The sequence below is a fragment of the Streptomyces sp. ATexAB-D23 genome, from assembly GCF_000373645.1.
Classification (GTDB): Bacteria; Actinomycetota; Actinomycetes; order Streptomycetales; family Streptomycetaceae; genus Streptomyces; species Streptomyces castrisilvae.
Genome location: NZ_KB892057.1, coordinates 1 through 21,398 on the forward strand (window position 1 = coordinate 1; position 21,398 = coordinate 21,398).

At 69.6% G+C, this 21,398-nt stretch carries 18 protein-coding genes and 1 riboswitch; of the genes, 11 read left to right on the forward strand and 7 right to left on the reverse strand.

The genetic code is table 11. The annotated features are described in order from the left end of the window. The 3 genes from B082_RS0129800 to nadA form a co-directional block, all read right to left on the reverse strand. Positions 1–2,425, reverse strand: a 2,425-nt coding sequence (locus tag B082_RS0129800; protein WP_018555453.1) for an AAA family ATPase, incomplete at its 3' end; no start/stop codon positions are given. 2 nt (positions 2,426–2,427) lie between these two features. Continuing rightward, a complete protein-coding gene (locus tag B082_RS0129805; protein ID WP_018555454.1) occupies positions 2,428–3,831 on the reverse strand; it encodes a lipase/acyltransferase domain-containing protein in 1,404 nt (467 codons plus the stop codon). Positions 3,832–3,990: 159 nt separating this feature from the next. After that, positions 3,991–5,187, reverse strand: a complete 1,197-nt coding sequence (nadA, locus tag B082_RS0129810) for a quinolinate synthase NadA (RefSeq protein WP_026250333.1) — start codon at positions 5,185–5,187, stop codon at positions 3,991–3,993. 234 nt (positions 5,188–5,421) lie between these two features. Between nadA and B082_RS0129815 the strand changes: the two genes are divergently transcribed. Beyond that, entirely contained in the window at positions 5,422–5,778 is a 357-nt protein-coding gene (locus B082_RS0129815) for an iron-sulfur cluster assembly accessory protein (RefSeq protein WP_018555456.1), read from the forward strand. Positions 5,779–5,867: 89 nt separating this feature from the next. On the opposite strand, the gene B082_RS0129820 is transcribed toward B082_RS0129815, so the two are convergent. Next, on the reverse strand, positions 5,868–7,325 hold the full coding sequence (locus B082_RS0129820) for a hypothetical protein (protein WP_018555457.1): 1,458 nt from the start codon (positions 7,323–7,325) through the stop codon (positions 5,868–5,870). A gap of 184 nt (positions 7,326–7,509) precedes the next feature. After that, positions 7,510–7,707 (reverse strand): hypothetical protein, encoded by a 198-nt coding sequence (locus B082_RS0129825; protein WP_018555458.1) that lies wholly within the window; start codon positions 7,705–7,707, stop codon positions 7,510–7,512. Between the two features lie 156 nt (positions 7,708–7,863). On the opposite strand from B082_RS0129825, the gene B082_RS0129830 reads away from it, so the two are divergent. Next, the gene (locus B082_RS0129830) at positions 7,864–8,838 is read left to right on the forward strand and encodes a carbohydrate kinase family protein (RefSeq protein ID WP_018555459.1); all 975 of its coding nucleotides are present in this window, start codon (positions 7,864–7,866) and stop codon (positions 8,836–8,838) included. A gap of 10 nt (positions 8,839–8,848) precedes the next feature. Here B082_RS0129830 and B082_RS0129835 read toward each other — a convergent pair whose 3' ends face one another. Beyond that, a complete protein-coding gene (locus B082_RS0129835) occupies positions 8,849–10,243 on the reverse strand; it encodes a cysteine desulfurase/sulfurtransferase TusA family protein (RefSeq protein ID WP_018555460.1) in 1,395 nt (464 codons plus the stop codon). Between the two features lie 262 nt (positions 10,244–10,505). Here B082_RS0129835 and coxB point away from each other — a divergent pair, with 262 nt between their 5' ends. The 4 genes from coxB to B082_RS0129855 all read left to right on the forward strand — a co-directional run bounded on the left by coxB (position 10,506) and on the right by B082_RS0129855 (position 14,978). Beyond that, positions 10,506–11,468 (forward strand): cytochrome c oxidase subunit II, encoded by a 963-nt coding sequence (gene coxB, locus B082_RS0129840; protein ID WP_018555461.1) that lies wholly within the window; start codon positions 10,506–10,508, stop codon positions 11,466–11,468. Further along, entirely contained in the window at positions 11,465–13,201 is a 1,737-nt protein-coding gene (gene ctaD, locus B082_RS0129845; RefSeq protein ID WP_018555462.1) for a cytochrome c oxidase subunit I, read from the forward strand. The genes coxB and ctaD overlap by 4 nt, the downstream gene beginning before the upstream one ends. After that, positions 13,198–13,596 (forward strand): cytochrome c oxidase subunit 4, encoded by a 399-nt coding sequence (locus B082_RS0129850; RefSeq protein WP_018555463.1) that lies wholly within the window; start codon positions 13,198–13,200, stop codon positions 13,594–13,596. Before ctaD ends, B082_RS0129850 begins: the two co-directional genes overlap by 4 nt. Positions 13,597–13,721: 125 nt before the next feature. Continuing rightward, positions 13,722–14,978 carry a L,D-transpeptidase gene (locus B082_RS0129855; protein ID WP_026250334.1) on the forward strand — a complete coding sequence of 419 codons (1,257 nt, stop codon included), beginning with the start codon at positions 13,722–13,724 and terminating at the stop codon, positions 14,976–14,978. A 46-nt stretch (positions 14,979–15,024) separates the two neighbouring features. On the opposite strand, the gene B082_RS0129860 is transcribed toward B082_RS0129855, so the two are convergent. Further along, positions 15,025–15,426, reverse strand: a complete 402-nt coding sequence (locus B082_RS0129860) for a hypothetical protein (protein WP_018104389.1) — start codon at positions 15,424–15,426, stop codon at positions 15,025–15,027. A gap of 202 nt (positions 15,427–15,628) precedes the next feature. Between B082_RS0129860 and B082_RS0129865 the strand changes: the two genes are divergently transcribed. From B082_RS0129865 to trpD, 5 genes are all read left to right on the forward strand, one after another. Further along, positions 15,629–16,249 carry a cytochrome c oxidase subunit 3 gene (locus tag B082_RS0129865; protein WP_026250335.1) on the forward strand — a complete coding sequence of 207 codons (621 nt, stop codon included), beginning with the start codon at positions 15,629–15,631 and terminating at the stop codon, positions 16,247–16,249. A 62-nt stretch (positions 16,250–16,311) separates the two neighbouring features. After that, positions 16,312–17,121, forward strand: a complete 810-nt coding sequence (locus tag B082_RS0129870; RefSeq protein ID WP_026250336.1) for a c-type cytochrome — start codon at positions 16,312–16,314, stop codon at positions 17,119–17,121. Further along, a complete protein-coding gene (locus tag B082_RS0129875; protein ID WP_037711228.1) occupies positions 17,118–18,170 on the forward strand; it encodes a ubiquinol-cytochrome c reductase iron-sulfur subunit in 1,053 nt (350 codons plus the stop codon). Before B082_RS0129870 ends, B082_RS0129875 begins: the two co-directional genes overlap by 4 nt. Then, positions 18,167–19,816 (forward strand): cytochrome b, encoded by a 1,650-nt coding sequence (locus B082_RS0129880; protein ID WP_026250338.1) that lies wholly within the window; start codon positions 18,167–18,169, stop codon positions 19,814–19,816. Before B082_RS0129875 ends, B082_RS0129880 begins: the two co-directional genes overlap by 4 nt. Positions 19,817–19,940: 124 nt before the next feature. Next, complete coding sequence (gene trpD / locus B082_RS0129885; protein WP_018555468.1) at positions 19,941–21,005, forward strand: anthranilate phosphoribosyltransferase; 1,065 nt, start codon at positions 19,941–19,943, stop codon at positions 21,003–21,005. 82 nt (positions 21,006–21,087) lie between these two features. Continuing rightward, a riboswitch (SAM riboswitch) is annotated at positions 21,088–21,205 on the forward strand. Positions 21,206–21,398: the final 193 nt, after the last annotated feature.

Genomic DNA, 21,398 nt, shown 5'->3' on the forward strand with positions numbered 1-21,398 from the left:
AGGCGGCGGGGTGTTGTTGGGCGAGGGTGCGTCGGATGCGTACGGCTTCGTGGGCGGGTTCGAGTGCGTCTTGGCGGGCCCCGGTCTCGGCGAGGTGAGCGGCGAGGTTGTTGAGTGACGTGGCGAGCTCGGAAAGATAGATCTCCGGACTGATCGCGTTCAGCTCCGTCCAGAGGCCGACCGCCTCGCGCGAGCAGTCCAGGGCCGCGTCACGCAGCCCGGCCTCCGACAGCACCAAGGACAACTCGCCCAAACCCTCAGCCAGGTAAGGCAGCCCGCACCCCTCATCCCAGGCCGCCACCCCCCGCAGCACCTCAACCCCCGCCCCGCCACACCTCACCGCATGCCGCACCAGTCCCCGCGTCACATACGGATCCACCCCCGACCAGTCACCCACCCGCCCCTGCCGCTTGACCAGCTCCACCAGCGTCCGCAACACCACCTCGTCCGCCGCCTCGCCACCCGGCCCCTCCCGCCGCCTTAGGTGGGACACGAACTCGCGGTGGTACAGGCGATACACCGCCTGCCCCTCCTCCGCGTCCTCCACGATGTAGCGGCCGAACGTCGACAGCGCCCAGTCCACATCGCTCTCGTCATACTCGACTCCTCCGCCCAGCGCCCCGGCCACCGCCTCCCACACGCCGCCCGCAGGCATCCCCTGGCCCACCGTCCAGGCCAGCGCGGACAGCAGGTCCCAGGCCGCCGACGGGAGCACCGTGCCGTCGCCCCGCACCCGCGCGGGAACCGCCCGCAGCTCGTCCTCGAACGCGGCGTCGATGGAGTCGGGCAGCTCCGTCAGCAGAGCCCCGTCCTCCTCCGAGCTGACCCGCGCCAGGACCGTACTCGTGACCAGGCGGGCGAACAGGAAGCCGCCCCCGACATCTGTGGCCCGCTCCGCGATCGCCGCTCCGGCGTCCCGCGCCAGGCCCTCCGCGACCCTCGCCGCCTCGCATCGGCGCCGCACGTACTCGCCGATATCCTCCCGCGTGCGCGGTTCGTCTTCGAGGTCGACGGCCGTGACACCCGCCCCGATGTGCCGGGACAGCGCCTGCACCAGCGACTCGTTGTCCTCCAGCCGGTTGCGGAACGGGCGCTCCCGCGAACCGAGGAGCACCGGGACCGTCCGGCTGAGCGGGAAGACCAGCTCCTCGATCATGCTCTGCGTGTGCTCGGCCGGTACCTCGTCCAGGCCGTCGACCACCAGGACCGGCGGCGGGGACAGCTGGCGCACTTCGGCCCGGAAGTCGTCCGTGTTTCGGGGCCGGGGCAGCCCCAGGGCACGCGCCAGCCGCTCCGACGCCTGCAACGGAGTCAGGTCGCGAAGATGCACCGCCGCAAGGGTGCGCTCCGCGCGGACGCCCGGGTCCGGATCGCCGTCGCGCAGCGCCCCGTTCTCGACGGCCCGCGCCCGCTGCTCCGGGTCCGCGAGCGTGGCGATACGGCCCAGCACGGCGGACTTCCCGCAGCCTGCGGGGCCGGTCACCAGGAACAGGCCGGGCGCGTCCTCGTCCAGCCACTCCACGATCCGGCCCAGCACCCTCGTACGGCCGGTGAAGAACCATCCCTCTTCCAGATGGCCCACCCCGCGCGCCGCCTGCACCAGGTGCTCCACCAGCCGGGCCGGGGCCTCGGGGGAGTGGAGGGGGTTGGGGAAGGCGGGGCGCCACTCGCCGAGGGTGGCGGGGACCGGTGTCTGGCCCTCGCCCTCCCACCGCGTGGCGATAGCGCCCAGCAGGTCCGGGCCGCTGACGAGAGCGTTGTGGGCGCTCCACGCGGAGCGGTACTCGTCGCCCGCCGGACCTTCCTTCAGGACCTTCGTCAAGGCGGTCAGCAGCGGCCCGCTGCCGTCCGAGGTCTCGTGACTCTGGCAACTCGCCAGAAAACCAAGCCACTTGGCGTGACCAGGCGCTGTGGACTCCTCCTCCCAGCGCCCGAGAGCCAGCCCCAGGGCCGGAACCGCGCCGCCGCCCGAGTAACAGGTGTCGACGACCAGGAGGACGTGTTCGGCGCCGGACCCGACGGCCTCGCTGACCAGGTCATCGATGATGACCCCGTGCCGCCGCGCGCGTGCCTTCCACTGCCCGGGGTCGGCGACAGGCTTCAGGTCCGAGAGCACGAGCCGTGTCTGACCGTCGACGCGCACGCCGTGCCCCGACCAGATCACGAGAGCCGGTCTGGCGTCACCGGTGGCCACCCACCCCTCGGACCACTCCTCGCTCTCCCTGCGAAACGCCTCCGACGAAGGGTCCCCACCCCCCACCTTCCGCGTCTCGTACCCCAGCCCCTCCAGCAGCCCCACGATCTCGTCCATCTGGGCCCCGGCCCCCACGAGCCGGGGAAACCGCCCCGCGTCCGCGTACTCCTCGCACACCACACACAACGCCGTCCCCGCCGGTCCCGGCCTGCCCTCGTCCGCACCCGTCATCGTCAGCCCCGCTCCAGAACCAGTACCAACGCGGTCATCACCACATTGGCCGAATTACGCGTCCCGATCCGCACCCGATGCCCGCCCGCCGGAAGGCCGTTGACCCGGGCGGTGTACACCCCGCCGCCCCGGTTGGTCATCGTGCGCATCGGACCGCCCTCCACCCCCGCGAAGACCGCGATCCGGTCGTGGCCCGGCACGTCCGGGGCAGCGGTGGCCCGGATCTCGTACGCGTCCCCCTCCACCAGGATTTCCGGCGCGTCCACCGAGAGCGGCACATCGTCGTCGTCCGGGCCCCGGTGCACCGGCGGCTCCGGGGTGAGCCAGTTGTAGAGGTCCTGGCGGACTCCCCGGTTGTTCTGGAGAGAGCCGTGCTTCTCCCACGGGGTGTGCTTGTGCCGGCCCGCACCCACAGCCCGGCTGGAAAGATGCGGCACTCGCCCATCACCCCCCTCGTCCACCCCGTCGATGGTGAGCAGCGCGCGCAGGCGGTCGCCCACCGCCTCGGCGGTCGTCGGCGTCGGCTGCCGCACCCCGCCCACCGGCACGTACTCCACCCCGTACCGCGCACCCGCGCCCGAGTCCCGCAGACCCTTGTGGAACAGGCCCGCGAGGCGCAGCAGCTCCTCATCCACCCCGGGCAGCCCGCCGACCTCACGCGCGTACCGCAGCCCCGAACCCCCGGCCGCCGTCAGGCAGGCGTAGTCCGGGGTGAGCTGGTGCAGCGACGGGAGGCTGCGGGCGAACGGCGTGAGGTCGAGGCCGACCGGGCCGATCCCGTACCGCATGCCGTTGACCAGGTACAGCAGCGCGTCGAGCGACCCCCGGTACGGCGTCCCGAGCGTGACCACGCGGCGCGTGACCTCCGCGCCGCCGCACTGCTCGACGTAGCTCCGGGTCACCAGGCCGCCCATGGAGTGGCAGAGGAACACGACCTTGGCGTCCCGCCGGTCCGGCAGGGACGCCCGCCAGCGGCCCAGCTCCTCGTCCACGCGCTCGGCCAGCCGCTCCGCGTTGTAGCGGCAGGAGAGCCGCCAGTCGTAGGCGAAGCCGACGAGGTTGGCCGGGACGTCTGCCGCCTCGCCCGGCAGGCGGCGCCGAAGGGTGAAGTTGGCTTCCAGCCAGTTCAGCAGACCGCTGTACCCGTCCACGGGGTTCCACACACCCGGCAGGGCGTGCACATCGGACATGAGCCCGGTGGGCCGTACGCCGTCGCCGGGATGTTCGTCGCCCAGGCCGGCCGGGAGGGTCAGGCCCTTGACCGAGTTCCCGAAGGTGCGGATGCCCCGCAGCAGGGCCTTCCCGGAGGCCGCCCAGACCTCGTGCCCGTCCGCGTCCGCCAGCGTGCTGCCGAGGATTCCCGGTACGACGACCACCAGGTCCTCGGCCCTGCTGCGCTGCGCCATATGACAGTCCCCCGTATCCACGCCGCCGATCGAGGACAGCAGCGTAGATACGGGGGACGGGGTTCCGGGGTCGGGTCGGACAGAATCGGCCGCGTCCGGACCTTCCGCGCGAAGAGCGCTACCGGAGGCAGCGGGAAGCGCCTACGGAAGCGGGGAGCGCTACGGCAGCGCCAGCATCCGCTCCAGTGCCAGCTTCGCGTACTTCTCCGTCTCCGGGTCCACCACGATCCGGTTGACGAGCTTCCCCTCCGCGAGCGACTCCAGCGTCCACACCAGGTGCGGCAGGTCGATGCGGTTCATCGTCGAGCAGAAGCACACCGTCTTGTCGAGGAAGACGATCTCCTTGTCCTCGGCGGCGAAACGGTTCGCCAGGCGGCGTACGAGGTTCAGCTCGGTGCCGATCGCCCACTTGGAGCCGGCCGGGGCCGCCTCCAGGGCCTTGATGATGTACTCCGTCGAGCCGACCTGGTCCGCGGCGGCGACGACCTCGTGCTTGCACTCCGGGTGCACCAGCACGTTGACGCCGGGTATCCGGGCGCGCACGTCGTTGACGGACTCCACCGAGAAGCGGCCGTGGACCGAGCAGTGCCCGCGCCACAGGATCATCTTCGCGTCGCGCAGCTCCTCGGCGGTGAGGCCGCCGTTCGGCTTGTGCGGGTTGTAGAGGACACAGTCCTCCAGGGACATGCCCATGTCCCGGACGGCGGTGTTGCGGCCCAGGTGCTGGTCGGGCAGGAAGAGGACCTTCTCGCCCTGCTCGAAGGCCCACTCCAGGGCCCGCTTCGCGTTGGACGAGGTGCAGATCGTGCCGCCGTGACGGCCGGTGAAGGCCTTGATGTCGGCGGAGGAGTTCATGTAGGAGACGGGCACGACCTGCTCGGCGACGCCCGCATCGGTCAGCACGTCCCAGCACTCGGCGACCTGCTCGGCGGTGGCCATGTCGGCCATCGAGCAGCCCGCCGCCAGGTCCGGCAGCACGACCTGCTGGTCGTCGGTGGTCAGGATGTCCGCGGACTCGGCCATGAAGTGCACACCGCAGAAGACGATGTACTCGGCCTCCGGGCGGGCCGCCGCGTCACGGGCGAGCTTGAAGGAGTCGCCGGTCACATCAGCGAACTGGATGACCTCGTCGCGCTGGTAGTGGTGGCCGAGGACGAAGACCTTCTCCCCCAGCTTCTCCTTGGCCGCGCGGGCGCGCTCCACCAGGTCCGGGTCGGACGGGGAGGGCAGGTCGCCGGGGCACTCGACACCGCGCTCGCTCCTGGGGTCGGCGTCGCGGCCCAGCAGGAGCAGGGCGAGGGGCGTCGGCTGGACATCGAGATCCTGGACGGGGTGGGCCGTGGTCACGTCACGCACCCTTTCTTCTGCGGACTTCTCTGCCGAGAAAGCCTTTTCGTCTAATTGACGCTATCTATCATAGCCGCTTCACGTCACTTTGACGATGCCGATAGCGTCAATGTGACGCATCCGCCGGCCGGACCGGTGTGCGAGCATGAAGGGAACAGGCAAGCGCGCGGCCCGGAATGAATCCGCGGTCCCGACGGTTGCTACGTCGGCAAGCAGTCTCCGTACAACCCGGGAGAGAAGCAGATGTCCGTATCGGACGAGACCACCACCGTGAGCGACGGCATCCTCCTGTCCGACGCCGCCGCAGCCAAGGTCAAGGCCCTGCTGGAGCAGGAGGGGCGCGAAGACCTGGCTCTCCGTGTCGCCGTCCAGCCCGGCGGCTGCTCGGGCCTGCGTTACCAGCTCTTCTTCGACGAGCGTTCCCTCGACGGCGACGTCGTGAAGGACTTCGACGGTGTGAAGGTCGTCACCGACCGCATGAGCGCCCCGTACCTGGGCGGCGCCTCGGTCGACTTCGTGGACACCATCGAGAAGCAGGGCTTCACCATCGACAACCCGAACGCCACGGGCTCCTGCGCCTGCGGCGACTCCTTCAGCTAAAGCGCGCAGCGGCAGGCGGAGGTACGGCGGCGGCCCCGGGATTCCGATCCCGGGGCCGCCGCCGTTTCCGCTGTCGTACGCCGGTGGCGTCAGGTGCGCGGCACCGTGGAGCCCGAGGCCGCGTCGACCACCTTCCGGCCGTCCAGCGGCCGGTCCAGCGTGACCGTACGGGTCATCTCCTTGGCGATCATCACGCAGACCTTGCCCGGCTCGGCCTTCTCCTCCCGCACGCTCACCCGCACCGTGTCGCCGTCCTCGCGCGCGCTCGCCGTGTACGTACCGCACGCGCCGCCCCAGAACGTCACCGCGAGGGACCGCCCGCCGGCGCTGTAGGACCGGACCGTGCGGGCCTTCGTCGTGGCGTCGCCGTCCGGGGTCGCCCCCTGTGACGGCCCCCGCGTCAGATACGCCGGGTCCACGGCCACCTGGGTGACCGTGTCGCCCCGGCCGCCGGCCGGCTCCACCGAGAAGATCCAGGACGGTACGAGCAGCTGCTCGCCCCCCGCGGAGTGGACCGCCAGGCCGAAGACCGCCTTGTTCACCGTCACCGTCGTCGTGGGCGGCTCCGCCGGCCCCTTCTGCTTGCCGCAGCGGTAGAGGGGTGCCATCTCGCCCTCCTTGGCCGGCGGGGGATCGATGCAGCCGCCGATCTTCCCGCTCTCCGGCTGCGCGGCGTTCAGCTGCTTCACGGCCTCGTCCGCGCTGATCACCGGATACTCGGCCCCCTTCTCCAGGCCCTTCAACTGCCCGCTGCCGCCGATCACTTCGCCGTCCGGGCCCACCTGGATACCGGTCGACCAGCCGTACGTGGGCAGCCCGTCCACCACCGGATCGGCGTTCACCACCCGGGCCGAGCCCATGAGCTGGCCCGCGTCGAGCGCCGCGTCGTCCTGGCCGGCCGCCTTCAGCACCGGGGCGGCGGCGGCCTTCGCGGCCTTCTCGCTCACCGGGGAGCCGGAGCCGCCGGGTGCCGCCTGTCCACCCGAACAGACGGCCCCCTTCTTGCAGTTGTCCGTGCCGCCGGAGCCGTAGCGGGTGAAGGTCCAGGTCCCGGGCGCCTGCTTGTCCACCCGCAGGACCGGCCCCGAACCGTCCCCGTCGGAGCCCACCTTCCAGAAGGTGGCCCCGGACTGCGGGGCACCGGTCAGCCCGAGCGCCTTCGCCAGCCCGGTCACCTCGGCGGCCGACACGGTCCCCTTCGCGCGCTGGACGGCCGCCCGCTCGGGGCCGTCCGGAAGTTCGCCGGAGGCGCGGTAGACCAGCCGGCCGCCGTGCGGATCGGGCTCACCGGGGGCGATGCCCTCGGGCGCGCCGGAGGGATCGGGCGACGGCTCGGCGGGCGTGCCCGTGGCGTCCAGCGACAGGGGTGGGGGAGTGGAACCGTCCCCCGCCGCGCTCCGCGCGCCGTCCCCGCCGTCCGCCGCGGTCGCCGCCCAGTAGGCGCCGCCGCCACCGGCCAGCAGTACGGCCGCCGCCACCGAGGCCGCGACCAGCGGCGAACGCCGCCGGGAAGTGGTCACGTCGTTGTCGGGTCGCTCGGTGCTCACCGGATCGCTCCTTCGCCTGCATCGCCGTCGTACGCCTGGACCGGCGTACGGCCCGCCCCGGGGGGTGGACGGGGATGGGACGGGGTGAAGGGGCGCATGGTTCCCCCGGGCCGGCGAAGGAGGGGGCGCCGGCGAAGCAGGGGGCCGTCGGCGAAGGAGGGGGCGCCGGCGAGGGAGGGGGGGCTCAGTCTCCGTACTCCGCCGTCGCGTCGATCAGCCGGGCCGATGCGGGCGGCACGGTCACGCCGTTGATCAGGGCGGGTGCGACAGGGGTAGGGGTGATCTTCGCGGGTACCACCCAGTGCGGGGCCATCCGTGCGCAGTCTCCGCGCAGCTCGGCCAGACCGGTCTCGGGCTCGCGCGGGGCGATGTGGTTCGACATAACCGCACCGTAGGCACCACCGAGCTCGGGAAGAAAGCCCTACTATCGGGTAGTTTTTCCGCTTCGGGCCACGGGAAAACGGGTAGCGTGAACTGTCACGCCACCCAGGGGATACGGACAAGCGTTCCCCTCGACCTCCGCAGGAGCAGTCTCCCCGTGCGTATCGCAGTCACCGGCTCCATCGCCACCGACCACCTCATGACCTTCCCCGGCCGCTTCGCCGACCAGCTGGTCGCCGATCAGCTGCACACGGTCTCGCTCTCCTTCCTGGTCGACAACCTGGACGTGCGCCGGGGAGGTGTCGCCGCCAACATCTGCTTCGGCATGGGCCTGCTCGGCACCCGGCCGATCCTGGTGGGCGCCGCCGGGTCCGACTTCGACGAGTACCGGGCCTGGCTCGACCGCCACGGCGTCGACACCGGATCGGTGCGGATCTCCGAGGTCCTGCACACCGCCCGGTTCGTCTGCACGACCGATGCCGACCACAACCAGATCGGCTCCTTCTACACCGGCGCCATGAGCGAGGCCCGGCTGATCGAGCTGAAGGCCGTCGCCGACCGGGTGGGCGGGCTCGACCTCGTCTCCATCGGTGCCGACGACCCGGAGGGCATGCTCCGCCACACCGAGGAGTGCCGTACGCGCGGCATCCCGTTCGCCGCGGACTTCTCCCAGCAGATCGCCCGGATGAACGGCGACGAGATCCGCATCCTGCTGGAGGGCGCCACCTACCTCTTCTCCAACGAGTACGAGAAGGGGCTCATCGAGTCCAAGACCGGCTGGACCGACGAGGAGATCCTGGCCAAGGTCGGCCACCGGGTCACCACGCTCGGCGCCCAGGGCGTGCGCATCGAGCGGGCGGGCGAGGAGCCCATCGAGGTCGGCTGCCCCGAGGAGAACGCCAAGGCCGACCCGACCGGCGTCGGCGACGCCTTCCGGGCCGGGTTCCTCTCCGGTCTCGCCTGGGGCGTCGGCCTGGAGCGGGCCGCCCAGGTCGGCTGCATGCTCGCCACGCTCGTCATCGAGACCGTCGGCACCCAGGAGTACACCCTGCACCGCAACCACTTCATGGACCGCTTCACCAAGGCGTACGGCCACGAGGCCGCCGCCGAGGTCCACACGCACCTCGCCTGACGCGGACCGGTCAGGAGAGCCGGCGGACCACATGGGCCGCGCCCCGGTCCGCCGGCTCCTCGCCCACGTACTCCTGCTCCCGCATCGCGCACCAGGCCGGGATGTCCAGCCGGGCCGCCTCGTCGTCGGACAGCACGGTCACCGTCCCGCCCACCGGCACCCCTCCGATCACCTTTGCGAGCTCGATCACCGGAATCGGGCAGCGCTTGCCGAGCGTGTCCAGCACCAGCGAGTCGTCCGGAGAGGGGGAGGGGGAGGAGGAAGGGGCGGCCGGTGCGGAGGCCTCCAGCTTCTCGCGCACCCCGGCCACCAGACCGGGGAGCACCGCCAGGAAGCCGTCGACGTCCTCGTCCGTGGTGCCCCGGGGGAGCGACACCCGGACATTGCCCTCCGACAGCACCCCCATCGCCTTGAGCACATGGCTCGGCGTCAGGGTGCTGCTCGTGCAGGACGAACCGGACGATACGGAGAATCCGGCCCGGTCGAGCTCGTGGAGCAGGGTCTCCCCGTCGACATAGAGACAGGAGAAGGTGACCAGATGCGGCAGCCGCCGCTCCGGATCGCCGACCACCTCCACATCGGGCACCAGTTCGGGCACCCGGGTCCTGATCCTGTCGACCAGCGCCCGCAGCCGCACCGCGTCCGCGTCCGCCTCCGCCCGCACCGCCCGCAGGGAGGCGGCCGCCGCGACGATCGCCGGAAGGTTCTCGAAGCCGGGCGCCCGCCCCGACTCCCGCTCGTCCGCCGGGCCTTGCGGTGCGAACCGGACACCCTTGCGCACCGCGAGCAGCCCGACCCCGGCGGGCCCGCCCCACTTGTGCGCGCTGCCCGCGAGCAGCGACCACCCTTCCGGCACCGGCCCCCAGGCCAGCGACTGGGCGGCGTCCACCAGCAGCGGAACCCCCGCCGACCGGCAGATTCCGGCCACCTCGGCCACCGGCTGCTCGGTGCCGACCTCGTGGCTGGCGGACTGGAGGCAGGCCAGCGCGGTGTCCTCGCGCAGCGCCTCCCCGAACACCCGCGGGCTCACCGCGCCCGTGCGGTCCACCGGCACCCGGGCGACGGAGCCGCCCCGGTCCTCGTGGTCGGACGCCGCGTGCAGGACCGACGAGTGCTCGACCGCCGACACCACCAGATGGCGGCCGACACGCCGACGCCCGGCGAGCGCCCCGGAAATTCCGGAATGCACCGCACGGGTGCCCGACGAGGTGAAGGTCAGCTCGTCCGGCCGGCACCCGACGGCTTCGGCGGCAGCCTCCCGGGCCGCGTCCAGCAGCAGCCGGGCGCGCCGCCCCTCGCGGTAGAGCCTGGCCGGGTCGGCCCAGCCCTCGTCCAGCGCGGCAAGCAGCGCCTGGCGGGCGACGGGATGCAGGGGGGCGGCCGACGCCGCGTCGAAGTAGGGCACCCGGCCACGCTAACCGGGGCGGGCCCGGGGCCCGGGACCGGCCGGGCCAGGAGAGGGGGCGTCAGATGGTGGCCGGAGGCGCGAATTCCACCCCTTCGGGGAGTCGGGCGGCGCGTTGGGCACCCTCCCCGCGCGACCCCAAATAGCGTCCAGTAGGGTTTGGTCCGCATAAACATCCAAACCCCTGCCCGCACAGGGCCGGCGACCGACCAGCGAGACGGCCGCGCCGACCGTGCGGGCGAGACTCTCGGGAAGGCGCTACGTGAGTCCCAACGGCTCCGACCGCTCGTCGCGGCGCCCGATGCGGCGGAAGCTGCCGCAGGTGCTGACTGCGGGCCTGATCCTGGCGACCGCCACAGGTTGCACGTACAAGGACTTCCCCCGCCTTGGTATGCCTACGCCGGTAACGGAAGAGGCCCCACGGATCCTTTCCCTCTGGCAGGGCTCGTGGGCGGCAGCGCTCGCCACGGGCGTGCTGGTCTGGGGCCTGATCCTGTGGAGCGTCATCTTCCACCGGCGCAGCCGCACCAAGGTGGAGGTACCTCCGCAGACCCGGTACAACATGCCCATCGAGGCGCTGTACACCGTGGTCCCCCTGATCATCGTCTCGGTGTTGTTCTACTTCACCGCACGGGACGAGACGAAGCTCCTCACGCTCTCCCCCAAGCCCGCCCACACCATCAACGTGGTCGGCTACCAGTGGAGCTGGGCCTTCAACTACATCGAGAACGTGGACGGCTCCGCCGCCACGGGCAACGAGATCCCCAAGGAGCTCGACGCCATCCCGAACAGGTTCCGTGAGGCTTTCCCCAAGAACGCGGACGGCGTCTACGACGCCGGCATCCCGGGGGACCGGAACCCGCAGACCGGCAACCCGGGGCCGACCCTCTGGCTGCCCAAGGGTGAGACGGTCCGTTTCATCCTGACTTCGCGTGACGTCATCCACTCCTTCTGGGTGGTGCCGTTCCTCATGAAGCAGGACGTCATTCCGGGCCACACCAACGCCTTCGAGGTGACTCCCAACCAGGAGGGCACCTTCCTGGGCAAGTGCGCCGAGCTCTGCGGCGTCGACCACTCCCGGATGCTCTTCAACGTCAAGGTCGTCTCCCCGGAGCGCTATCAGGCGCACCTCGAGGAGCTGGCGAAGAAGGGCCAGACGGGCTACGTGCCGGCCGGCATCGAGCAGACTGACCCGGCCAGGAATGCGGAGACGAACAAACTGTGAGCATCCTCAACGAACCTCAGGGTGCCGCGGCAGCAGACGACTCGTACGAGGACGAGCTGCCGGTCCGGCGCAAGCAGCCGGGAAACGTCGTCATCAAGTGGCTGACCACCACTGACCACAAGACGATCGGCACGATGTACCTGGTCACATCGTTCGCCTTCTTCTGCATCGGCGGTCTGATGGCGCTCTTCATGCGCGCCGAGCTGGCCCGTCCGGGCACGCAGATCATGTCGAACGAGCAGTTCAACCAGGCGTTCACGATGCACGGCACGATCATGCTGCTGATGTTCGCGACGCCGCTGTTCGCCGGATTCGCGAACTGGATCATGCCGCTGCAGATCGGCGCGCCCGACGTGGCGTTCCCGCGGCTGAACATGTTCGCGTACTGGCTGTACCTCTTCGGCTCGATCATCGCGGTGGCCGGCTTCCTCACCCCGCAGGGTGCGGCCGACTTCGGGTGGTTCGCCTACTCCCCGCTCTCGGACGCCGTCCGTTCGCCGGGTGTCGGCGCCGACATGTGGATCATGGGTCTGGCCTTCTCCGGCTTCGGCACGATCCTCGGTTCGGTCAACTTCATCACCACGATCATCTGCATGCGCGCCCCCGGCATGACGATGTTCCGCATGCCGATCTTCGTCTGGAACGTCCTGCTGACCGGTGTGCTGGTCCTGCTGGCCTTCCCGGTGCTGGCTGCCGCGCTGTTCGCCCTGGAGGCGGACCGGAAGTTCGGTGCGCATATCTTCGACGCGTCCAACGGCGGCGCGTTGCTCTGGCAACACCTCTTCTGGTTCTTCGGGCATCCAGAGGTGTACATCATCGCCTTGCCGTTCTTCGGGATCATCTCGGAAGTGATCCCGGTGTTCAGCCGCAAGCCGATGTTCGGCTACATCGGCCTGGTGGCCGCGACGATCTCCATCGCCGGCCTCTCGGTGACCGTGTGGGCCCACCACATGTACGTCACCGGCGGTGTACTGCTGCCGTTCTTCTCCTTCATGACGTTCCTCATCGCGGTACCCACCGGGGTGAAGTTCTTCAACTGGATCGGCACGATGTGGAAGGGCTCGCTGTCCTTCGAGACACCGATGCTCTGGGCGATCGGCTTCCTGATCACCTTCACCTTCGGTGGGCTGACCGGCGTCATCCTGGCCTCGCCGCCGATGGACTTCCACGTCTCGGACTCGTACTTCGTGGTCGCGCACTTCCACTACGTCGTCTTCGGCACCGTGGTGTTCGCGATGTTCTCCGGATTCCACTTCTGGTGGCCGAAGTTCACCGGCAAGATGCTGGACGAGCGGCTCGGCAAGATCACCTTCTGGACGCTGTTCGTGGGCTTCCACGGCACGTTCCTGGTGCAGCACTGGCTGGGTGCGGAGGGCATGCCGCGGCGTTACGCGGACTACCTCGCCGCGGACGGCTTCACCGCGCTGAACACGATCTCGACGATCTCCTCGTTCCTGCTCGGCCTGTCGATCCTGCCGTTCTTCTACAACGTGTGGAAGACCGCCAAGTACGGCAAGAAGATCGAGGTGGACGACCCGTGGGGCTACGGCCGCTCGCTGGAGTGGGCGACCTCCTGCCCGCCGCCGCGGCACAACTTCCTCACGCTGCCGCGCATCCGCTCCGAATCGCCGGCGTTCGACCTGCACCACCCGGAGATCACGGCACTCGAACAGCTGGATCACCTCTCCGAGGGTGACAAGGCCCTCGCGGGTGGCAAGGAGGCGGGCAAGTGAAGATCCAGGGCAAGATGTTCCTCGGTCTGGCGCTGTTCATCCTCATCATCGCCATCACGTACGGCGTGTGGTCGAGGGAGCCCGTCGGCACCACCGCGCTGGTCCTGGCGTTCGGCCTGAGCGTGATGATCGGCTTCTACCTGGCCTTCACGGCCCGGCGGGTCGACGCGCTGGCGCAGGACAACAAGGAAGCCGACGTGGCGGACGAGGCCGGCGAGGTGGGGTTCTTCTCCCCGCACAGCTGGCAGCCGCTCTCGCTGGCGATCGGCGGAGCCTTCGCCTTCATGGGCGTCGTCTTCGGCTGGTGGCTGCTGTTCTTCTCGGCCCCGCTCCTCCTGATCGGCCTGTTCGGTTGGGTGTTCGAGTACTACCGGGGTGAGAACCGCACCCAGTGACACCGTTGCACCGGTGACACACCGCTCCACCTGACGGGGGGCCGACACTTCCGAGAGGAAGCGCCGGCCCCCCGTTTGCAGTCATCCGGCGCGCTGAAACGGATGAATCTTCTTAGCGTGAGTTCATGAACCACACGCCGCGCATCCGTCCCGTAGTGAGCTGCACTCTGCTGGCCGCGACCCTGGTCGCCGGGGCGGCGGCCTGCGGGAAGTCCGAAGGTCACCCGCTCTCGGCCCAGCCGTACGACGCGGCCGACGAGATCTCCTTCAACACCCCCGACGGCGGCAAGAAGGTCGATCCCGACAAGCCCCTCGAAGTCACCGTCGACGGCGACGACGGCCGGATCACCGACGTATCGGCCGTGGACGCCGCAGGACGCCATCTGGCGGGCGAACTCGACGCCGACGGACACCGCTGGCACTCCACGGCCCCGCTGGCCGCAGGGACCCGTTACACCGTCAAGGTCCGCATGGAGGACGACGACGGCGCCCCGGGCACCCGCACGATGTCCTTCGACACCGCGGCGGCCCAGAAGTTCCTCAAGGTCACCTTCGGCCCCCAGGCGGGCACCTACGGCGTCGGGCAGCCCCTCACGGCCCAGCTCAGCGCCCCGGTCACCGACAACGCCTCCCGCGCCACCGTCGAGCGCGGTCTGAGGGTGCGCTCCACGCCCGCGGTCACCGGCTCCTGGTACTGGGTCGACGACAAGACGCTGCACTACCGGCCCAAGGAGTACTGGCCGGCGAAGGCCACCATCGAGGTCAGCAGCAACCTGACCGGCATCAAGGTCACCAACGCGCTCTACGGGGCACCCGCGAAAGCGCTGAAGATCACTACCGGCGACCGCATCGAGGCCGTCACCGACGCCTCGGAGCACTCCATGACGGTGCTGCGCAACGGAGAAGTGATCAACACCATTCCGGTGACCACCGGCAAGCCGGGCTTCGACACCCGCAACGGCGTCAAGGTCGTGCTGGGTAAGGAGTACTACGTACGTATGCGCGGGGAATCCATCGGCATCGCCGAGGGCTCGTCGGACTCCTACGACCTCGACGTCTACTACGCCACCCGGGTCACCTGGAGCGGCGAGTACGTGCACGCGGCCCCCTGGTCCACCGGATCGCAGGGGTCCGCGAACGTCAGCCACGGCTGCACCGGCATGAGCACCAGCGAGGCCGAGTGGTTCTTCAACACCGTCCGGGAGGGCGACATCGTCAGCGTCGTCGGCAGCGACGGCGAGACCATGACGCCGTTCGACAACGGATACGGCGACTGGAACCTGTCCTGGGCCAAGTGGCAGAAGGGCAGCGCACTGCACAACGACACCACCGCACCGCGCGTCGACACGGTGCGGGCGGCGCGGCTGCGCCCCCAGGTCTGACGGCCGGGGAGTGCGCCGCCCCTCCGGAGGGCCGGCGGGCGGGGGCTCAGGCCCCCACGGAGAGCCTGGTGCGCAGCAGGGCGGCCAGGGAGTCGGCGAACTCCACCGGTTCGACCGGCAGGGTCACCGCGGCGTCCGCGCGGCTCCAGGTGGCCAGCCAGGCGTCCTGCGGGCGTCCGATCAGGACCAGGACGGGCGGGCAGCGGAAGATCTCGTCCTTGATCTGCCGGCAGACACCCATCCCGCCCGCCGGGGCCGTCTCACCGTCCAGCACGCAGACGTCGACACCCCCGTGCTCCAGGGCGTCCAGGACGGCGGGCAGGGTGGCGCACTCCAGGAACTCCACCGGTGGCACGTCCGCCGCGGGCCTGCGACCCGCTGCCAGCCTCACCTGCTCACGGGTGTGCGCGTTGTCGCTGTAGACCAGGACCGTGGCGGTCGGCTGCATGGTTCCTCCGTGACATCCGTGTCTTCGGGGCACTCGGGGCGCTCGGTGTACAAGAGCGGTCCGATGCGCGGATCGTACTCCGACCGACAGCCTGTCAGCACCGGTCCGGACAGGGGAAGCATGGGCCGTTCGAGCAGGACACACCCCCCTGACACACCGAACGGCACCCCCCGGAGTGAGGGCGGGATAAGCGACCGACATAATGTCGGTCGTGGCGACAGCAACGACAGTAGATACCGGGCACGCGCACCCGTCGGTCAATCGACCGAACCTCACCAGCGTCGGAACCATCATCTGGTTGAGTTCCGAGCTGATGTTCTTCGCGGCCCTCTTCGCGATGTACTTCACCCTGCGATCGGTGACCGGACCGGAACACTGGAAGGAAATGGCGTCCGCCCTGAACTTCCCGTTCTCGGCGACGAACACCACGATCCTGGTGCTCTCCTCACTCACCTGCCAGCTCGGCGTCTTCGCCGCGGAGCGGGGCGATGTGAAGAAGCTCCGTGCCTGGTTCGTGATCACTTTCGTGATGGGTTCGATCTTCATCGGAGGCCAGGTCTTCGAGTACACGGAGCTGGTGAAGAAGGACGGCCTCTCGCTGTCCTCGGACCCGTACGGCTCGGTGTTCTACCTGACCACCGGCTTCCACGGTCTGCATGTGACAGGCGGCCTCATCGCCTTCCTGCTCGTCCTGGGCAGGACGTACGCGGCCAAGAGGTTCACCCATGAACAGGCGACCGCTGCCATCGTCGTGTCCTATTACTGGCACTTCGTCGATGTCGTGTGGATCGGCCTCTTCGCCACGATCTACATGATCAAGTAACCGGGCCCGAGCCCGAACCACATCCAGCATCGACGCAGAAGATCCTGACACCGGGGTAATCCGTGAAAAAGCTCTCCGCACGACGACGCCATCCGTTGGCGGCGGTCGTCGTACTACTCCTCGCGCTGGCGGCCACCGGGGGGCTGTACGCCGCGTTTGCGCCCGCGAGTAAGGCACAGGCCGACGACACCGCCCAGTCCCTCGCCATCGACGAGGGCAAGAAGCTGTACTCCGTCGGTTGCGCCAGCTGCCACGGAACCGGCGGTCAGGGCACCACCGACGGGCCCCAGCTTGTCGGCGTGGGCTCCGCCGCCGTGGACTTCCAGGTCGGTACGGGCCGTATGCCCGCGCAGCAGCCGGGCGCCCAGGTACCGAAGAAGAAGGTCATCTACAGCCAGGCCGAGATCGACCAGCTCGCGGCCTACGTCGCGTCGCTCGGCGCCGGCCCGGTCGTTCCGACCAAGAGCCAGGTCAGCCCGGAAGGTGCGGACGTCGCCAAGGGTGGCGACCTGTTCCGTACCAACTGCGCCCAGTGCCACAACTTCACCGGCAAGGGCGGCGCGCTGACGAACGGCAAGTACGCGCCCGACCTCAACGGGGTGGACCCGAAGCACATCTACGAGGCCATGCAGACCGGCCCGCAGAGCATGCCGTCCTTCCCGGACTCGACGATGCCCAATCAGCAGAAGCGGGACATCATCGCCTACATCAAGACCGTGAACAGCTCCGAGTCCGCGAGCCCCGGCGGCCTCAGCCTCGGAGGTCTGGGTCCGGTCAGCGAGGGTCTGTTCGGCTGGATCTTCGGGCTGGGCGGTCTGATCGCAGTTGCCATTTGGGTCGCGGCCCACACCGCTAAGGCCAAGAAGTCATGAGTAGCCAAGAGATTCCAGAAGAGAACCTGCCGGAAGAGCAGGGCGCCGCGCACGACGCGGTGGACAAGTCGCACGACCCCTTCGCCGACCCCGGGCTGCCGGCACACCAGCCGCGCATCCAGGACATCGACGAGCGGGCCGCGGATCGCTCCGAGCGCGTCGTCGCGACCATGTTCCTGTTGTCCATGCTGGCGACGGTGGGCTTCATCGCCTCCTACGTCATCTTCCCGGTCGACAAGATCGTCTTCATCTTCCCGTTCGGTCATGTGAGCGCGCTCAACTTCTCCCTGGGTCTGACCCTGGGCCTGGCGCTCTTCCTGATCGGCGCGGGTGCCGTCCACTGGGCGCGCACGCTGATGTCCGACGTCGAGGTCGCCGACGACCGGCACCCCATCGAGGCGGCGCCCGAGGTCAAGGCCAAGGTCATGGCCGACTTCGCGGACGGCGCCCGGGAGTCCGCTCTCGGCCGGCGCAAGCTGATCCGCAACACGATGTTCGGCGCGCTGGCCCTGGTGCCGCTCTCCGGCGTGGTGCTGCTGCGCGACCTGGGTCCGCTGCCGGAGAAGAAGCTCCGCAGCACCCTGTGGGCCAAGGGCAAGCAGCTGGTCAACATGAACACCATGGAGCCGCTGCGTCCCGAGGACGTCGTCGTCGGTTCGCTGACCTTCGCCATGCCCGAGGGCCTGGAGGAGGACGCGCACGACTTCCAGACGCAGATCGCCAAGGCCGCGCTGATGATCATCCGCATCGAGCCGGACGACATCAAGGACAAGCGCGAGCGCGAGTGGGCCCACGAGGGCATCGTGGCCTTCTCGAAGATCTGCACCCACGTGGGCTGCCCGATCAGCCTGTACGAGCAGCAGACGCACCATGTGCTCTGCCCGTGCCACCAGTCCACCTTCGACCTGTCCGACGGCGCCCGCGTCATCTTCGGTCCGGCCGGTCACGCCCTCCCGCAGCTGCGGATCGGCGTGAACAGCGAGGGCAACCTCGAGGCGCTCGGTGACTTCGAAGAGCCCGTCGGTCCTGCATTCTGGGAGCGCGGATGAGTACTGCGACCACGAACACGCCCGGCGCGGCAGCGCCGGACAATCGCAAGGCGCCCGCCGGTGAGCGGGTGGCCGACTGGGCGGACGGCCGGCTGGGGATCTACTCCCTCGCCAAGGCCAACATGCGCAAGATCTTCCCGGACCACTGGTCCTTCATGCTCGGTGAGATCTGCCTCTACAGCTTCATCATCATCATCCTCACGGGTGTGTACCTGACGCTGTTCTTCCACCCGAGCATGAACGAGGTCGTCTACCACGGCCCGTACGAGCCCATGCAGGGCATCCGGATGTCCGAGGCGTACGCCTCGACGCTGAACATCAGCTTCGACGTCCGCGGTGGTCTGCTGGTCCGGCAGATCCACCACTGGGCCGCGGTCATCTTCCTGGCCGGCATGTTCGTGCACATGTTCCGGGTGTTCTTCACCGGCGCGTACCGCAAGCCGCGCGAGATCAACTGGCTGTTCGGCTTCCTGCTGTTCGTCCTCGGCATGTTCACCGGCTTCACCGGTTACTCGCTGCCGGACGACCTGCTCTCCGGCACGGGTGTGCGCTTCACCCAGGGCGCGATCCTGTCGATGCCCGTCGTCGGTACGTACATCTCGATGTTCCTGTTCGGCGGGGAGTTCCCCGGCGGCGACATCATCGCGAGGTTCTACTCGATCCACATCCTGCTGCTGCCGGGCATCATGCTCGGGCTCGTGGTCGGCCACCTGATCCTGGTCTTCTACCACAAGCACACGCAGTTCGCGGGTCCCGGACGCACCAACAAGAACGTCGTCGGCATGCCGCTGCTGCCGGTGTACATGGCGAAGGCCGGCGGGTTCTTCTTCCTGGTCTTCGGCTTCATCTCGGTCATCGCGGCCATCGCCACGATCAACCCGATCTGGGGCATCGGCCCGTACCGTCCCGACCAGGTGTCCACGGGCGCCCAGCCGGACTGGTACATGGGCTTCGCCGAGGGCTTCGTCCGTGTGATGCCGGGCTGGGAGATCAACCTCTGGGGCCACACGCTGGTCCTGGGTGTGCTCATCCCGCTGGTCCTGTTCGGTCTGATCCTCGGTCTCCTGGCCCTCTGGCCGTTCATCGAGTCCTGGATCACCGGGGACAAGCGCGAGCACCACATCCTGGACAAGCCGCGCAACGCCCCGACCCGGACGGCGCTCGGTGTCGCCTGGGTGACGATCTACTTCGTCATGCTGATCGGTGGCGGCAACGACATCTGGGCGACGCACTTCGACCTGTCGCTCAACGCGATCAGCTGGTTCGTGCGCGTCGCGTTCTTCGTCGGACCCGTCCTGGCGTTCATCGTCACCCGGCGGATCTGCCTCGGCCTCCAGCGCCGCGACAAGGAGAAGGTGCTGCACGGGCGCGAGTCCGGGCTCATCAAGCGCCTGCCGCACGGTGAGTTCGTCGAGGTCCACGAGCCGCTCTCGCCCGAGCACCTGCACAAGCTCACGGCGCACGAGCAGTACAAGCCGCTCGAAATCGGCCCGACGGTCGACGAGAACGGCGTGGAGCGCAAGGTGTCCACGCTCCAGAAGGTCCGGGCCAGGCTCAGCAAGAGCCTGTACGGCGAGGACAACCAGATCGCCAAGCCCACCGCCGAGGAGTACAAGGAGATCACCAGCGGCCACGGCCACCACTGATCACCCGTTCTGATCGCCACGGCGAGAGCCCCGTCCATTCGCTGGACGGGGCTCTTTGCCGTCCGTGGGGCTCGATAGGGTGGTCGCGATCCCTTTATCGGCTGTGGACCCCCAGGAGCGGACCATGAACGTTGTGACCCCGGACGGCGGCGACAGCGTGGCGGCCCCTTCCTGGCCCGGCGTGCTGACCCCGCTGCTGCGCGGCGAGGACCTGAGCGCCGACGCCACCGCGTGGGCGATGGACCGCATCATGAGCGGCGAGGCGACCGACGTGCAGATCGCCGGTTTCGCGGTGGCCCTGCGCGCCAAGGGCGAGACGGTCACGGAGGTCTCCGGCCTGGTCCGCGCGATGTACCAGCACGCCACGACCATCGAGGTGCCCGGCCGGACCGTCGACATCGTCGGCACCGGCGGCGACATGGCCAAGACCGTCAACATCTCCACGATGTCCGCGATCGTCGTGGCCGGGACCGGCGCCAAGGTCGTCAAGCACGGCAGCCGCGCCTCGTCGTCGGCCAGCGGTTCCTCCGACGTCCTCGGGAAGCTCGGCGTCAACCTGGAGCTGTCCCCGCGGCGGGTGGTGGAGGTGGCCGAGGAGGCCGGCATCACCTTCTGCTTCGCGGTGAAGTTCCACCCGGCCCTGCGCCACGCGGCCAAGGCGCGGGCGGAGCTGGGCGCGCCGACCACCTTCAACATCCTCGGGCCGCTGACCAATCCGGCCAGGGTGCGCTCGCAGGCCATCGGGGTCGCCGATCTGCGGATGGCCCCCATCGTCGCCGGTGTCCTCGCCGAACGCGGCAACTCGGCCCTGGTCTTCCGGGGGGACGACGGGCTGGACGAGCTGACCACCACCGCGACCTCGCGGGTGTGGGTGGCCTGGGACGGCGCGGTGCGCGAGGAGTCCTTCGACCCGCGCGACGTCGGCCTGGAACTGGTCCCGGTGGAGGCGCTGCGCGGCGCCGACGCCTCGTACAACGCCGATGTGGCCCGCCGGCTGCTGGCCGGTGAGACGGGCCCCGTGCGGGACGCCGTCCTGCTCAACTCGGCGGCCGCGCTGGTCGCGCTGGACCCGGGCGAGGGCACGCTCACCGAGCAGATCCGCGCCGGGATGGCGAGGGCCGCCGAGTCCATCGACTCGGGGGCGGCCGGGCGGGCGCTGGAGAGATGGGTCGTCGCCAGCAACGCGTGAGCGCATGGGTGTGCGGCATGGCGCGGTCCGGATTCTGGACCGCGCCTTGCGCGTTCCCGTACATATGGCAGGATGCTGCGCAGGTCATGAGTGACAGCGACTACGGCCCCGGCCCGCTGTCCGGCAACCCTCCGTCCGTGGCGGGGTGCCCCGGGTGAAGACCAGGCCGTAGGCAGCGAGGTCTGCGGCAAGCGCGGACCCCTTGACGTCGCGTGACGTCCGCCCGTGGGGTCCTTGGTCCTCAGGGAGCCTCTTGTGAGCAAGCGAATGCGTTAGGGCCTGTCCGGCGGATCTTCGCGGGCCCGCGACGCCTGGCACGCACTCTCGCCGCACGCCCGAATCACCCAAGTACGTCCAGTACGAGGGCGATTCGGGCGCACGCCGATAGCACGC

What these genes read in the sequence shown, in the direction of transcription:
- B082_RS0129805 (WP_018555454.1), bottom strand. Translation starts at nt 3,831, where the DNA reads ATGGCGCAGCGCAGCAGGGCCGAGGACCTGGTGGTCGTCGTACCGGGA.
- B082_RS0129815 (WP_018555456.1), top strand. Translation starts at nt 5,422, where the DNA reads ATGTCCGTATCGGACGAGACCACCACCGTGAGCGACGGCATCCTCCTG.
- B082_RS0129825 (WP_018555458.1), bottom strand. Translation starts at nt 7,707, where the DNA reads ATGTCGAACCACATCGCCCCGCGCGAGCCCGAGACCGGTCTGGCCGAG.
- B082_RS0129855 (WP_026250334.1), top strand. Translation starts at nt 13,722, where the DNA reads ATGAACCACACGCCGCGCATCCGTCCCGTAGTGAGCTGCACTCTGCTG.
- B082_RS0129860 (WP_018104389.1), bottom strand. Translation starts at nt 15,426, where the DNA reads ATGCAGCCGACCGCCACGGTCCTGGTCTACAGCGACAACGCGCACACC.
- B082_RS0129865 (WP_026250335.1), top strand. Translation starts at nt 15,629, where the DNA reads ATGTCGGTCGTGGCGACAGCAACGACAGTAGATACCGGGCACGCGCAC.
- B082_RS0129875 (WP_037711228.1), top strand. Translation starts at nt 17,118, where the DNA reads ATGAGTAGCCAAGAGATTCCAGAAGAGAACCTGCCGGAAGAGCAGGGC.
- B082_RS0129880 (WP_026250338.1), top strand. Translation starts at nt 18,167, where the DNA reads ATGAGTACTGCGACCACGAACACGCCCGGCGCGGCAGCGCCGGACAAT.
- trpD (WP_018555468.1), top strand. Translation starts at nt 19,941, where the DNA reads ATGAACGTTGTGACCCCGGACGGCGGCGACAGCGTGGCGGCCCCTTCC.